13 protein-coding genes are annotated in these 12,788 nt (G+C 70.0%); 4 read left to right on the top strand and 9 right to left on the bottom strand.

Annotation, left to right across the window (positions count from 1 at the left end; all coding sequences use genetic code 11):
- Positions 1 to 39: 39 nt before the first annotated feature.
- Positions 40 to 945, top strand: coding sequence for a LysR family transcriptional regulator (locus BM228_RS04935; RefSeq protein ID WP_092037730.1), 906 nt, complete (start codon positions 40 to 42; stop codon positions 943 to 945).
- Here BM228_RS04935 and BM228_RS35785 read toward each other — a convergent pair.
- Complete coding sequence (locus BM228_RS35785; RefSeq protein ID WP_280142312.1) at positions 931 to 1,053, bottom strand: hypothetical protein; 123 nt, start codon at positions 1,051 to 1,053, stop codon at positions 931 to 933. The two genes, BM228_RS04935 and BM228_RS35785, sit on opposite strands and share 15 nt — an antisense overlap.
- Before the next feature lie 304 nt (positions 1,054 to 1,357).
- Here BM228_RS35785 and paoA point away from each other — a divergent pair, with 304 nt between their 5' ends.
- From paoA to paoC, 3 genes are read left to right on the top strand one after another with little or no spacing between them, the layout of a single operon-like run.
- On the top strand, positions 1,358 to 1,996 hold the full coding sequence (gene paoA / locus BM228_RS04930) for an aldehyde dehydrogenase iron-sulfur subunit PaoA (protein ID WP_092037728.1): 639 nt from the start codon (positions 1,358 to 1,360) through the stop codon (positions 1,994 to 1,996).
- A complete protein-coding gene (locus BM228_RS04925) occupies positions 1,993 to 2,943 on the top strand; it encodes an FAD binding domain-containing protein (RefSeq protein ID WP_092037726.1) in 951 nt (316 codons plus the stop codon). Before paoA ends, BM228_RS04925 begins: the two co-directional genes overlap by 4 nt.
- Before the next feature lie 3 nt (positions 2,944 to 2,946).
- Entirely contained in the window at positions 2,947 to 5,166 is a 2,220-nt protein-coding gene (gene paoC, locus BM228_RS04920) for an aldehyde oxidoreductase molybdenum-binding subunit PaoC (RefSeq protein WP_092037724.1), read from the top strand.
- A 295-nt stretch (positions 5,167 to 5,461) separates the two neighbouring features.
- On the opposite strand, the gene BM228_RS04915 is transcribed toward paoC, so the two are convergent.
- The 8 genes from BM228_RS04915 to pcaG all read right to left on the bottom strand — a co-directional run bounded on the left by BM228_RS04915 (position 5,462) and on the right by pcaG (position 12,787).
- Complete coding sequence (locus BM228_RS04915) at positions 5,462 to 5,896, bottom strand: tautomerase family protein (protein ID WP_092037722.1); 435 nt, start codon at positions 5,894 to 5,896, stop codon at positions 5,462 to 5,464.
- Positions 5,897 to 6,067: 171 nt separating this feature from the next.
- On the bottom strand, positions 6,068 to 7,477 hold the full coding sequence (locus BM228_RS04910; protein ID WP_092037720.1) for an amidase: 1,410 nt from the start codon (positions 7,475 to 7,477) through the stop codon (positions 6,068 to 6,070).
- A gap of 144 nt (positions 7,478 to 7,621) precedes the next feature.
- Positions 7,622 to 8,305, bottom strand: a complete 684-nt coding sequence (locus tag BM228_RS04905) for a type 1 glutamine amidotransferase domain-containing protein (RefSeq protein WP_092037719.1) — start codon at positions 8,303 to 8,305, stop codon at positions 7,622 to 7,624.
- A 77-nt stretch (positions 8,306 to 8,382) separates the two neighbouring features.
- Positions 8,383 to 8,616: a hypothetical protein gene (locus tag BM228_RS04900; RefSeq protein ID WP_092037717.1), complete on the bottom strand. Its 234-nt coding sequence runs from the start codon at positions 8,614 to 8,616 to the stop codon at positions 8,383 to 8,385.
- A 132-nt stretch (positions 8,617 to 8,748) separates the two neighbouring features.
- The gene (locus tag BM228_RS04895) at positions 8,749 to 9,351 is read right to left on the bottom strand and encodes a TetR/AcrR family transcriptional regulator (RefSeq protein ID WP_092037715.1); all 603 of its coding nucleotides are present in this window, start codon (positions 9,349 to 9,351) and stop codon (positions 8,749 to 8,751) included.
- A 162-nt stretch (positions 9,352 to 9,513) separates the two neighbouring features.
- Complete coding sequence (gene pcaDC, locus BM228_RS04890; RefSeq protein ID WP_092037713.1) at positions 9,514 to 10,707, bottom strand: bifunctional 3-oxoadipate enol-lactonase/4-carboxymuconolactone decarboxylase PcaDC; 1,194 nt, start codon at positions 10,705 to 10,707, stop codon at positions 9,514 to 9,516.
- On the bottom strand, positions 10,698 to 12,077 hold the full coding sequence (locus BM228_RS04885; protein ID WP_092037711.1) for a lyase family protein: 1,380 nt from the start codon (positions 12,075 to 12,077) through the stop codon (positions 10,698 to 10,700). The genes pcaDC and BM228_RS04885 overlap by 10 nt, the downstream gene beginning before the upstream one ends.
- Positions 12,074 to 12,787 carry a protocatechuate 3,4-dioxygenase subunit alpha gene (gene pcaG / locus BM228_RS04880; protein WP_092037709.1) on the bottom strand — a complete coding sequence of 238 codons (714 nt, stop codon included), beginning with the start codon at positions 12,785 to 12,787 and terminating at the stop codon, positions 12,074 to 12,076. Before pcaG ends, BM228_RS04885 begins: the two co-directional genes overlap by 4 nt.
- Position 12,788 lies beyond the last annotated feature (1 nt).

The following is a 12,788-nucleotide window of genomic DNA, read 5'->3' as shown; positions in this document are numbered from 1 at the left end:
AACGCTCATTATAGCTGGATTATCCCGGATCTTGCATCAATGTTCGATCTCGGCCACGCCCGCAGCTTCGTCGCCGTCGCCGAGGAGATGCATTTCGGCCGGGCGGCGGCGAAGCTCAACCTGACCCAGTCGCCGCTGTCGCGGCAGATCCAGATGCTGGAACAGACGCTCGGGGTGACGCTGCTCGACCGCACCACCCGGGCGGTTCGGCTGACCCCGGCCGGACGCACGTTCCTGGCGGAAGCCTACCGGGTCCTGGCGGCGGCCGAGAGCGCCGCGCGCATCACGCGACGCGCGGCCCGGGGCGAGAGCGGCGTGATTCGGCTCAGCTTCACCGCGGCCTCGGCCTATCGCACGCTGCCCCATGTCGTCGCCCATGTCCGGGCGCGGCTGCCCGAGGTCGATCTCGTCCTGGCGGAGATGGTCTCCGACGAGCAGATCCTGGCGCTTGAAGAGAATCGCACCGATCTCGCGATCCTGCGGCCGGCCCCGATCCTGCAGGACCCCAAATCCTCGATCGCGACGGCCCCGCTGGTGAGCGAGCGCCTCCTGCTCGCGGTTCCCCGCGGCCATCGCCTGGCGACCGGCCGTGTCCCGACGCTTCAGGATCTCGACGGTGAGGCGTTCGTGACCTGGTCGCCCAAGGGTGGTCGATACTTCATCGATCTGCTCGACACGCTGTTCGAGACCGGCGGGGTGACGCCGCGGATCGTGCAGCGGGTGAACCAGGTCCACGCCATGCTGGCCCTCGTCGGAGCCGGCATCGGGATCGCGCTGGTGCCGGCGAGCACCCGCGGCAACAGCATGGCGGATATCCGTTTGCGGCCAATTGCGCTCCCCGCAACCGCACAGCCGGAGCTGTTGCTCGCGTGGCGCCGTGACAACGCCAATCCCTGCCTGGTTTCGGTCCGAACGATGGCTCTTGAGATCTCAACCGAATCGTGACGTCGCTCGGTCGGCCTCGATGTACGGCACCGCCTTGTCTTTGGCGAAATACGCCAAGGTGAGGCCACCCTGCGCCGACCTCAGGATCAGGGCGGTGCTGTTGAACACCGTCTGTCCCTCGACGCGGACATTGATCGCGCACCTGTCTTGGACGCCCAGATGGACAGGCCGCCCAGTGGCGCTGCCAGCGGCATGGCCATCGGCGAGCGCGCGTCGAGCCGGATGCGGCGACCGGCAAACGCGCCGCGTCCGTGAGCGACGCGCATAGCCCCATGCCGATTTGACCCACTCATCTCCGGACGCTTGCGCGGTACTTTGGATCTTATCCAAGCTGCTCGTGTTGCCTCGGGCATTCCGCTATCGATGGACGGTCCCTGATCCGCCATCTCCCGCAACAGGCTCGGAGACCATGATGGGACGACCTGGAGACCTTGCTATGAGTCGACGTGACATGGTCGCCGGCGCGACCGCCGCCGCAGCAGCCTTGACCACGCTTCCGTCCGGCGCCCGTGCCGGGTCCGCCACCGCCGATAAGCCCGTGATGGCGAAGGTCGGTCTGACCGTGAACGGCCAGCGCCGCGAGCTCGAACTCGACATCCGCACCAGCCTGCTCGACGCCGCGCGCGAGCACCTGCACCTGACCGGCTCGAAGAAGGGCTGCGACCACGGGCAGTGCGGCGCCTGCACGATGATCGTCGACGGCCGACGCATCAACGCCTGCCTAACCTTAGCCGTGATGCATCAGGGGTCCGAGATCACCACCATCGAGGGGCTCGGGCAGCCGGACAACCTGCATCCGATGCAGGCGGCCTTCATCAAGCATGACGGCTACCAATGCGGCTACTGCACCCCGGGCCAGATCTGCTCGGGCGTCGCCGTGCTCGCCGAGATCAAGGCCGGCATTCCGAGCCACGTCACCGCCGATCTCAATGCACCGACCGAGGTGAGCGAAGCCGAGATCCGCGAGCGCATGAGCGGCAACATCTGCCGCTGCGGGGCTTATTCCAACATCGTCGAGGCGATGACCGAAGTTGCCGGGAGGCAGGCATGAGGTCCTTCACCTACGAGCGTCCGAGCACGCCCGCCGAAGCCGCCGCCGCCGTCGCCGCCAAGCCGAACGCCAAGTTCATCGCCGGCGGCACCAACCTCCTCGACCTGATGAAGCTGCAGATCGAGACCCCGGCCCACCTCGTCGACGTGAACGGGCTCGGTCTCGACCGGATCGAGGCGACGCCGGAGGGCGGCCTGCGCATCGGTGCGCTGGTGCGCAACACCGACCTCGCCGCGGACGCGCGGGTGCGGAAGGATTACGGGGTGTTGTCGCGGGCCCTGCTCGCGGGCGCCTCGGGCCAGCTGCGCAACAAGGCGACGACCGCCGGCAACCTGCTTCAGCGGACCCGCTGCCCGTACTTCTACGACACCGCCCAAGCCTGCAATAAGCGCCAGCCCGGCAGCGGCTGCTCGGCCCTCGACGGGGTCAGCCGGCAGCTTGCGGTCATCGGCGGCAGCGACGCCTGCATAGCCACGCATCCGGGCGACATGGCCGTGGCGATGCGCGTCCTCGACGCCACCGTCGAGACCGTCGACGCCCAGGGCACCGAGCGCAAGATCCCGATCGCGGAGTTCCACCGCCTGCCGGGCGACAAGCCCGAGGTCGACACGACGCTCAAGACCGGCGAGCTCATCACCGCGGTGACGCTGCCCAAGCCGGTCGCCGGCACGCATATCTACCGCAAGGTCCGGGACCGGGCCTCCTACGCCTACGCCCTAGTCTCGGTGGCGGCGATCCTGGGCAAGGACGGGTCCGGGCACGTGGCGTTCGGCGGGGTGGCGCACAAACCCTGGCGGGTCGAGGCGGCCGAGGCCGCTCTGCCGCGCGGCGCCAAGGCGGTGACCGACCACGTCTTCGCCGGGGCCAAGCCCACCCACGAGAACGCCTACAAGCTGAAGCTCGCCGAGCGCACGCTCACGGCGGCGCTCAACCAAGCGAGGGCCTAAGCCATGAAGTTCGACACCCCCGCCGGCCAGAACCCGATCGACCAGCTCAAGGTCGTGGGCAAGCCGACCGACCGGATCGACGGCAAGTTCAAGACGACCGGGACGGCCCCCTACGCCTACGAGCGCCACGACGTCGTGGCGAACCAAGCCTACGGCTACGTGCTCGGGGCCGGCATTAGCAAAGGGCGCGTCCGTGCGATCCATGTCGAGGACGCCAAGCGGGCGCCCGGCGTGCTGGCCGTCGTCACCACCTTGGAGTCCCCGCGGCTCGAGCGCGGCATGATGAACACCGCCTACCTGTTCGGTGGAGACGTGATCCAGCACTACCATCAGGCTATCGCGGTGGTGGTGGCCGAGACCTTCGAGCAGGCGCGGGCGGCCGCCTTCCTGGTCAAGGTCGACTACGCCGCCGAGGCCGGCAAGTTCGACCTTGCGGCCGAGGCGAAGGGCGCGCCGCCCGTCCCGAGCGACAGCGGCGAGGGCAGCGGTGGCGACGGTGAGGAGCGGGTCGGCGATTTCGATGGCGCCTTCGCGCAGGCGCCGGTCACGCTCGACGAGACCTACAGCACCGCCGACGAGAGCCACGCGATGATGGAGCCCCACGCCACCGTGGCGGCCTGGGACGGCGACAAGCTCACGCTCTGGACCTCGAACCAGATGATCGCCTGGGGCCACGGCAGCGTCGCCAAGATCCTGGGGATCCCCAAGGAGAATGTCCGGATCGATTCGCCCTACGTGGGCGGCGGTTTCGGCGGCAAGCTGTTCGTGCGCGCCGATGCGGTTCTTGCCGCGCTCGGCGCAAAGGCGGCCGGGCGTCCGGTGAAGGTGGCGCTGACCCGCCCGCTGATCGCCAACAACACCACGCACCGGCCCGCCACCATCCAGCGCGTGCGCATCGGTGCGACCAAGGACGGCACGATTACGGCCATCGCGCACGAGAGCACCTCCGGGAACCTCCCCGATGGCGATCCGGAGACGGCGGTCAGCCAGACCAAGCTCCTGTATGCCGGCGCCAACCGCCTGACCGCGATGAAGCTCGCCCATCTCGACCTGCCCGAGGGCAACGCGATGCGCGCACCCGGAGAAGCGCCCGGCCTGATGGTACTCGAGGTCGCCATGGACGAGATGGCGGAGAAGCTGGGTCTCGATCCGGTCGAGTTCCGGATCCGCAACGACACCCAGGTCGATCCGCAGGCGCCGGAGCGCCCGTTCTCCCACCGCGACCTGATCGGCTGCCTCAAGCTCGGGGCCGAGAAGTTCGGCTGGGCCAAGCGCAACCCGAGGCCCGGCCAGGTCCGGAACGGCCAGTGGCTCATCGGCGTCGGGATGGCCGCCGCCTTCCGCAACAACATGGTCCTCAAATCCGGGGCGCGGGTGCGCCTGGACGGCGCCGGCACCGTGACGGTCGAGACCGACATGACCGATATCGGCACCGGCAGCTACACCATCATCGCCCAGACCGCCGCCGAGATGATGGGCCTGCCCCTCGACAAGATCGTGGTGCGGCTGGGCGACTCGGACTTCCCGGTCTCTTCCGGATCGGGCGGGCAGTTCGGGGCCAACTCGTCGACGGCCGGCGTCTACGCCGCCTGCGTGAAACTCCGGGAGGCGGTGGCGCAGCGCCTCGGCATCAACTCGGCGGACGCCGTGTTTGCGGACGGCGAGGTTCGGGCCGGCAACCGGGCCGTGCCCCTCGGCGATGCCGCCGCCCAGGGCGCCCTGTCCGCCGAGGATACCATCGAGTTCGGCGACATCTCCAAGAAGCAGCAGCAATCGACCTTCGGCGCCCACTTCGTCGAGGTCGGGGTCGATGCGGATACGGCCGAGATCCGGGTGCGGCGGATGCTGGCGGTCTGTGCGGCCGGGCGGATCCTCAACCCGAAATCGGCCCGCAGCCAAGTCATCGGCGGCATGACCATGGGGACCGGTGCAGCCCTGATGGAAGAGCTTGCCGTCGACACGAAGCGCGGCTTCTTCGCCAACCATGACCTCGCCGGCTACGAGGTGCCGGTCCATGCCGACATCCCGCACCAGGAGGTGATCTTCCTCGACGAGGTCGACCCGATGTCCTCGCCGATGAAGGCCAAGGGCGTGGGCGAGCTCGGTATCTGCGGCGTTGGTGCTGCTGTGGCGAACGCGGTCTACAATGCCACCGGTATCCGCGTGCGCGATTATCCGCTCACCCTGGACAAGTTCCTCGAACGCATGCCGGACGCGGCCTGAGCGGGGCCGGATGACGGGTCGGTTCCAAAGCTGACCCGTTGCTGCTCGGATGATATGGGTCGCCGCCTTGCTGCGAGGCGACCCATTTCCATTTCAGGCTGTTCGCAGCCAGATCTTCGGCCCCGGGATCGATGCGACCGGCGTACCGCGCCGGAGCTCGCGGCGCTTTTCCGCCGCTCATCATGCCGATCGCCGGGTTCGGCCCTCGCTCCAGGGGGCCCCAGATCTGGCCTATGAGCCCGCTTCAGCTATGGCAGTCGCCTCGACGAGAGGGCAGGGTCCGCATGGTTGCAGATCAGGCCGCCTGCTTGAGCTTCTCGCGCAAGGCACTGGGTAACGCGGCGAGCCACGCGTCTTCCTCGCCCGGCTCCGGCAGGACGTGGCCGAACTCCAAGACACCCAGCGCCGGGATGTCCGAGATGTAGACCCAAACGTCTTGGTCCGAGATGCCGAGGATCCCGCTCGTTTCCGCCATGATGCGCCGGAGCATCCTGGCCTTCTGCTCCCGGGTCCGGCCCGCCCGGATATCGGCGCGGACCCAGACATGATCGTGCGAGGCCGGCTCGCCGCCGATGAAGATCGACCCAGGCTCGACCTTGTTGAAGATGACCTGCACGAAGTAGCGCGGCGCGGTCGCCTCGACCGCATGGATGGACGTGATGCTCGCGACGATCCCGGCGCGCTGTTCGGCCGTGAGCTCCATCGCTGTCGAGATGACATAGGTCGGCATCGGCGTTCTCCCTGTCCTTGAGCGCTCGGCGTGACGGCCGGTGTACGTCATACGTCCAAGCCGGCCCTCAGCCTCGGCGAGGCCCACCGACCGGTGAAACCAAGGTCGGAGCGCCCTGCACCGTTCCATACCGACCCGACACCGGCCCCCGGCCTCACCGCGGAGGGCGGCCTAAAGGCTCGGATGAAGGTCGCGAACGGGGCTCAGCGTCTCAAGCAGCGCCGCGACCTGCAGGATTGTCGACTCGGCCTGCCAGCTAGCCACGACCTGGACGTTGATTGGCAGTCCCTCATTGCTCGTCCCGAACCGCATCGACAGGCCGGGCAGGCCGGTGACGTTCAACGGCACGGTCGCGCCCTGGAGGTAGGTGGCATCGACAGTCTGGCCGTTGATGACGAATTCGGTGACGCCGTGCTTGTGAGCCGGGATCGGCAGCACCGGCGTGACCAGCGCGTCGTAGCGCCGGAAGTACTCGGCGTAGCCGTCTCGCAGCCGCTCCGCCGCCTGCTCGGCCGCGATGTAATCCTCCATCGACGTGTCCGGGAGCGCCAGCATGGTCTTGGCCATTGTGTAGAGCTCGTCCCGGCCCCGGCCGGCAGTCGCCTCGCGGAAGGCCGGCTTGATCTCCATGACGTGCAGCTTGTTGAACACGTCGAGGGCGAAGTCGCGCTCCAGCGCCGGGATGCGCACGGCCTCCACGAGGCAGCCCGCGCCCTTGAGAGCCTCTGCCGCCGCCTGGACGGTCGCGGCGACCTCGGGATTGATCGGGCCGAAGCCGGGCTCGACCAGCCAGCCCACCCGCAGCGGACGGCCAGGCGCGGTGCCCAGGCCGGCATCGGCGGCGACGGTGCGGGAGGCGTAGCCGTCCTGGCCGTCGGGCCCGGACAGGAGCGAGAAGGCCAGCGCGAGGTCGCGGATCGAGCGCGCCATCGGGCCGACGTGCCAGAAGCGCCGCGGCGCGCGGGGCCAGATCCCCGTCATCGGCACCCGCCCGTGGGTCGCCTTGAGCGAGACGATGCCGGTCTGCGCGGCCGGACCCCGAACCGAGATGGCGAGGTCGGTCCCGAGACCGAGCGGCGACATGCCCGCTGCGATGGCCGCTGACTCGCCGCCGCTCGACCCGCCAGGCGTTCGCTCCAGGTCCCAGGGGTTGTTCGAGCGGCCCGAGAGCAGGTTGTCGCTCTCGATCCAGTAGGAGAATTCCGGCAGGTTGGTCTTGGCCAGCAGGATCGCCCCGGCTTCCTTCAGGCGGGCGACGCTCGTGGCATCCGCCTCGGGGACGCGGCCCTTGAAGATCGGCGATCCGCGCTGGGTCGGGACGCCGGCGGTGTCGATCGAATCCTTCACGGTGAACGGCACTCCGTGCAGGGGCCCGAGCGCGCCGCCGGCCAGCACCGCGGCCTCGGCCGCGCGGGCGTCGTCGAGGGCCCGCTCCGCCACGGTGACCATGGCGTTGACCTTGGGGTCGACCGCGGCGATGCGGTCGAGATGGGCCTGCACGACCTCCACCGGCGAGACCTGGCGGGTGCGGATCAGTTCGGCGAGTCGGGTCGCGTCTGAGAAGACGATGTCGGTTGTCATGGGTCGGTGTCCTTCGCGATGATTGCCGAGGGCAGGACGCCTCCGGGTTGATCCGGGCGTCTGTCGGACCGCCGGCCCAGGGGAGGCTGCCACCGACCGCGCGGATGCCCGGTCTGTGGTGTTCAGGGGCGGCTGACGGAGACGTCAGCCGTTCGCGAGATGCCCGAGGAGCCGCTCGGCGGCGGGCCTGGACGAGGCCGGGTTCTGACCGGTGATCAGCAGGCCGTCGGCCACCACGTAAGGCGCCCAGTCGTCGCCCCTGGAGAACCGGCCGCCGTTCCGCCGGAGTTCGTCCTCGACCAGGAAGGGCACCACCGCGGTGAGGCCCACGGCCTCCTCCTCGGTGTTCGTGAACCCGGTGACGGACTTGCCCTGGACAAGCGCCGTCCCGTCGGGGGCCTTCGCGCGGCGGAGGACACCGGGGGCATGGCAGACCAGGGCAACGGGCTTGCCGGCCTCGAGCGTGCTCTCGATCAGCGTGATCGAGACAGGGTCCTCGGCGAGGTCCCAGAGCGGACCGTGCCCGCCCGGATAGAACACCGCGTCGAACGCCTCGTGGGTGACGGCATCAAGCTTGGTCGTGTTCGCCAGCGCCGAGACGGCCTCCCCATCCGCCTCGAACCGGCGCGTCGCGTCGGTCTGAGAATCCGGCTCGTTGCTCTTCGGGTCCAGGGGCGGTCGGCCACCCTGCGGCGAGGCGAGCACGATCTCCGCACCCGCATCCTTGAACGCGTAGTAGGGCGCGGCGAGCTCCTCCAGCCAGAAGCCGGTCCTGCGGCCCGTGTCGCCGAGCCGATCGTGCGAGGTCAGCACCATCAGGATCTTCATCGTCGCTCTCCGTGGTTTCCAGGGTCAATCGGGTTGGGTGACGGGCGTCGGGTGGGGTGCGGAAAGACGGGGCGGCGTTACTGCGCCTTCGACGGGCGCTCCACGATCTGCTCGCGTGCGGGCCTCGTCGCCACCGACCGGATTTCCGGGTTCGCGCGGCGGATCTCCTCGGCCCTGGCCATGCGGACGGCGCCGATGGTTTCCAGGGTGATCCTCTCCTGCGCCGAGGCAGCAGGGGGGCCGAGCAGGGCCGCCCCCAACCCGGCGATGCCGAGGAAGGGGATGGCAAACGTCGTCGTGCGGTACGGCATGAGCTTTCTCCTTGTTGAGTTCCGGGTTCCTCGCCGACCTCGGCAAGGCGTCGTCGAACGGCTGTGAGTAGACCAGTCGTCTTGAATTCGAGTACAAGCGTGCTGGGTCCGGTGCTTCCCTTCTGCTTCGGGTTAGCGAGAGGAAAGCCCGAGGATCTGTCGTGTCGTTGCCATCGCTGCGTCGAACGGTGCGTCGGTCCGCACGATCTTCGCCATCAGGCTCGCGCCGAGCCAAACGTGATAGAGTGTCTCGGCGGTCGTATGCGGCTCTCCGGCAACGGTAAGCGAGCCTTCCGCAACGCCCGCTTCGATCGCCCGGGCCAGCCGCTCGATGATCCCGGCGGTCCCGCCCTTGAGGGCGCGACGCATGGTTTCGGACAGGTCCGAGACTTCCGCGGCGAGCTTCACTGCCAGGCACTTGCGCTGGTAATCGGCGCTGCCCTGCGTCGCCTGCCATTTCCGCCAGTAGTTCATCAGGCGCTCGGCATGGCTCAGGCCCAACTCGGCGAGAGTCGTGTCGAGATCGGCAAGATAGGTTTCGAAGTAGTCGTCGAGCAGCGCCTCGCCGAAAGCCTCCTTCGAGCCGAAATAGTGATAGAACGACCCCTTCGGCACCCCGGCCGTAGCCAGGATCTCGTTGAGCCCCACGCCGGAAAACCCCTTCGCCCCCACCAGACCATAGGCGGTGTCGAGGATCTCCTGCCGGGTGTCGGTATGTGCGTTCGGGCGTGCCATGACGCTGAGATAGACCTGATTAGACCGGTCGTCTAGTGGCGGACGGCAAATTTTTGGCCTGCAATCCAAAATGGACCGCAGGCGATGTCCGTGTCCAATGCACGTTCGCGCGCCGGACCGATCCGCCGCGCAGCGGCAGTCCGCCCGCCCTGTCCCTGCTCCTCAGGTCGTCGGGACATCCCGAGCGTCGGTGCCCAGCGTGTCGCGCACCCAGCGGAACGCACCGTTGGCGGCCGGTACGCCAGCGTAGATCGCGATCTGCAGGAGCAGCGCCTGCAACTCCTCCAGATCGACACCGTTGGCGAGCGCGGGGCGGATATGGAGCTTGAACTCTTCCTCGTGCCCGAGGGCCACCATCAGCGCCAGGGTCACGAGCGAGCGCGTCTTCCAGGGCAGGCGCGGGTCGCCCCAAACCTCGCCCCACGCGGTCCGAGTGATGAAATCCTGCCACGGCCCGGCGAAGGCCCCCGCGTTGGCGAGCGAGCGCTCCACATGCGACTCGCCGAGGACGGCCTTGCGGTTGGCGAGGCCGGTGTCGAACGGCACCGCTCCGGCCGATGCGGTTGCGCCCTGATGGCGGTCGAGGAAGCCCAGCAGATGGGCCGCGGCCGCCTCCGGGTACTCGACCGCCAATAGGTGTGCGGCCCGAGGAATCAGCACCAGCTCCGCCTGGGGGATGCCTGCACAGATCTCCTCGGCCATCGCCGGCGGCGTCGCCGGGTCGTCCCGCCCGGCAATCACCAGCGTCGGCGCCGTGATCCGGCCGAGCACCGGCCGCAGATCCATCCGGCCGATCGCCCCGCAGGCGACCGCGTAGCCGGCCCGATCGCAGGCCGTGAACGCCTCCCGGATCGGCGCCACCACCGTCGGCGCCCGCTCGGCGAAGCCGGGGGTGAACCAGCGCCCGAGCGTCGCGTCGACGATCGCCGCCGTGCCCTGTGCGCGCACCGTGGCGGCCCGCTCGTTCCAGCTCGCCTCGCTCGGCATGTAGGCGGCGGTCGCCATCAGGGTCAGGCTCAAGACCCGATCCGGCGCCGCGGCGGCCAGGGCCTGCACCGTCATGCCGCCGAGCGAGAGCCCGACGAGATGAGCGCGGTCGACGCCGAGCCCGTCGAGGAGGCCCAAGAGGTCGCCCGCGAGGTCGGCGATTTCGGCCGGGGCATCGCTTGTGGCCGAGGCGCCGTGGCCGCGGGTGTCGTAGCGCAGCACCCGATAGCGCCCGCGCAAGGCGGCAGCCACGCCGTCCCACATCGCCCGGGTCGTGCCGAGCGAGTTCGAGAAAGCGACCACCGGCGCGCCGCTCGGGCCGGTGAGGTCGTAGGCGATGTCGAGGCCGTTGACGGGGATCAGGGGCATGTCGGCTCCGGGGTCGAAGGGGTGAGGCGGGCGGCGAGCCGGTCGAGCTGCGCCAGCGCCCGATCGGTCGCCGCGGCGGCGGCCGCGACCGGGCGGTCGATGTCGAAGGCGCGGTCGAGATCGACGCCGCTCGTCTCCGGCATCCCGGCCAGGACGCTGCGCAGGTCCCGGCTGGTGTCGCGGACCTCTCCGGCCGCGCGCTCCACCAGGGCGTGGGCCGCCCCGGCGCCAAGCGTCCGGGCGCAGGCCGCGGCGGCCGCGTCGGCGAAGAGCAGGCCGCGGGTGAGGTCGAGATTGGCGGCCATGCGCTCCGGCGCGATCACCAGGCCCTCGGCGAGGCCGCGCGCCTCGCGCAGCGCGCCCGAGGCGAGGCCGAAGAGCTGCGGCAGGGCGTGCCACTCCGCATGCCAGGGGCCGGCCGCGCGCTCGTGGGCGCTCGCCATCGCGTCGAGCAGCGTCGCTGCATGGCCCTTGGCGGCACCGAAGGCGGCCAGGATCACGGTGGCGGAGACCGGGTTGCGCTTGTGCGGCATCGCCGAGGAGCCGCCCCGGCCCGGCACGTGCGGCTCCAACACCTCGCCGACCTCGGTCGAGGCGAGGTGGGCGACGTCGCCGGCGAGTTTCGCCAGGCTGCCGAGCAGCCGGGCGAGCCAGGCGCCCGCCTCGGCGATGCGGGCGCGGCGGCTGTGCCAAGCCACGGTCTCGGGGGCGAGGCGGAGATGCGCGGCGTAGGACAGAGCCACCGCCTCGGCCTGCCCACCGAGGCCCGCCAGCGTGCCGACCGGGCCGCCGAGCGAGGCGGTCAGCAGGCGCGTGCGCAGCTCAGGCAGGTGCGAAAAAACCTCGGCGAGGCCGAGCGCCCAGGTCGCCGCCTTGTAGCCGAAGCTGATCGGCGCCGCGTGCTGGCCGTAGGTGCGCCCGGCGCAGGGCGTCGCGCGATGCGCCTCCGCCATCCGCCGGAGGCCGGCGACCACGGCGGCGCTCTCGACCGCGATCAGGTCGAGGCCGTCGCGCATCTGCAGGACCAGCGCGGTGTCGGCGATGTCCTGGGTCGTGGCGCCCTTGTGGAAGCCCGCTTCCAGCTCGGCCGGCAGCAGCTTGCGCACGGCCGACACGAAGGGGATCACCGGCACGCCCGCGAGCGCGGTGCCGGCGCCGAGGGCCTCCAGGTCGAGCGCCGCGGGCGTGAGTGCGTCGAGGGCGTCGGCGAGGGCGGCCGGCACGAGGCCGGCCTCCGCTTCCGCCCGCGCCAGGGCCGCCTCAGCCCGCAGCATCGCGGCGATGCGCGCCTCGTCGGAGAACACGGCGCGCATCGCCGCGGTGGCGAAGAGGGGCCCGAGCAGGCCGGAATCGAGGGCTGAGAAGGTCATAGGTCGAAGAACACGGTCTCGCCATCGCCGCTCAGGACGATATCGAACCGGTAGGTCGGCGGATCCTCACTGACGCGGGGCGCGACCAGGGTCTGCCGGCGCGCCTCGGGAACGAGGGCGAGGATCGGATCCTCGTCATTCGCGTCGGCATCGGCGAAGTAGACGCGCGTGACGAGTCGCTTGAGCAGGCCGCGCCCGAACACGCCGACGGCGAGGTGGGGAGCCTGCCAGCGGTTGCCGCCGACCTGGATCGGCACCGGGCCCGGCTTGACTGTGAGGAACCGGAAGGTGCCCTCGGCGCTGACCGCGGCCCGGCCGAATCCGATGAAGCCAGGATCGAGCGCCACGTCCGCGCGGTCGTCGGCCGCCCCGTGATAGCGCCCAGCCGCGTTGGCACCCCAGATCTCGATCATCGCGTCGGGGACCGGCCGGCCCTCGCCGTCGCGCACCGTGCCGACGAGCGCGATGGTCTCCCCCCGCACCGGTCCACGTGGTGGAGCGAGGTGAAGGACATCGTGCTCCTCCGGGAACAGGTCGGTGCGCGCGCCGATGTCGCTGCCGCCGACGAGGTCGGCACCGCCCTTCCAGGGCAGGCCGTAATGGAAGAACGGGCCGACCGTCTGCCAGGGCGTCTGGCCGAACAGGGCCGGATCCTGGTTGTCGGGCCGCGGGTCCGGGTTGTGGGGCAGGCCGATGGGATCGTCGGTCATC

It is taken from the genome of Methylobacterium pseudosasicola (assembly GCF_900114535.1).
GTDB classification, from domain to species: domain Bacteria; phylum Pseudomonadota; class Alphaproteobacteria; order Rhizobiales; family Beijerinckiaceae; genus Methylobacterium; species Methylobacterium pseudosasicola.
The sequence above is the reverse complement of the archived record's forward strand: the minus strand, read 5'-3'. Positions and strand labels throughout refer to the sequence as shown.

Bases quoted from the DNA above. Each gene is read 5' to 3' on its own strand.
- BM228_RS04905 (WP_092037719.1), bottom strand. From the start codon at position 8,305: ATGAAGATCCTGATGGTGCTGACCTCGCACGATCGGCTCGGCGACACG.
- BM228_RS04925 (WP_092037726.1), top strand. From the start codon at position 1,993: ATGAGGTCCTTCACCTACGAGCGTCCGAGCACGCCCGCCGAAGCCGCC.
- BM228_RS04910 (WP_092037720.1), bottom strand. From the start codon at position 7,477: ATGACAACCGACATCGTCTTCTCAGACGCGACCCGACTCGCCGAACTG.
- BM228_RS04885 (WP_092037711.1), bottom strand. From the start codon at position 12,077: ATGACCTTCTCAGCCCTCGATTCCGGCCTGCTCGGGCCCCTCTTCGCC.
- paoC (WP_092037724.1), top strand. From the start codon at position 2,947: ATGAAGTTCGACACCCCCGCCGGCCAGAACCCGATCGACCAGCTCAAG.
- pcaG (WP_092037709.1), bottom strand. From the start codon at position 12,787: ATGACCGACGATCCCATCGGCCTGCCCCACAACCCGGACCCGCGGCCC.
- paoA (WP_092037728.1), top strand. From the start codon at position 1,358: ATGGGACGACCTGGAGACCTTGCTATGAGTCGACGTGACATGGTCGCC.
- pcaDC (WP_092037713.1), bottom strand. From the start codon at position 10,707: ATGCCCCTGATCCCCGTCAACGGCCTCGACATCGCCTACGACCTCACC.
- BM228_RS04900 (WP_092037717.1), bottom strand. From the start codon at position 8,616: ATGCCGTACCGCACGACGACGTTTGCCATCCCCTTCCTCGGCATCGCC.
- BM228_RS04915 (WP_092037722.1), bottom strand. From the start codon at position 5,896: ATGCCGACCTATGTCATCTCGACAGCGATGGAGCTCACGGCCGAACAG.
- BM228_RS04935 (WP_092037730.1), top strand. From the start codon at position 40: ATGTTCGATCTCGGCCACGCCCGCAGCTTCGTCGCCGTCGCCGAGGAG.
- BM228_RS04895 (WP_092037715.1), bottom strand. From the start codon at position 9,351: ATGGCACGCCCGAACGCACATACCGACACCCGGCAGGAGATCCTCGAC.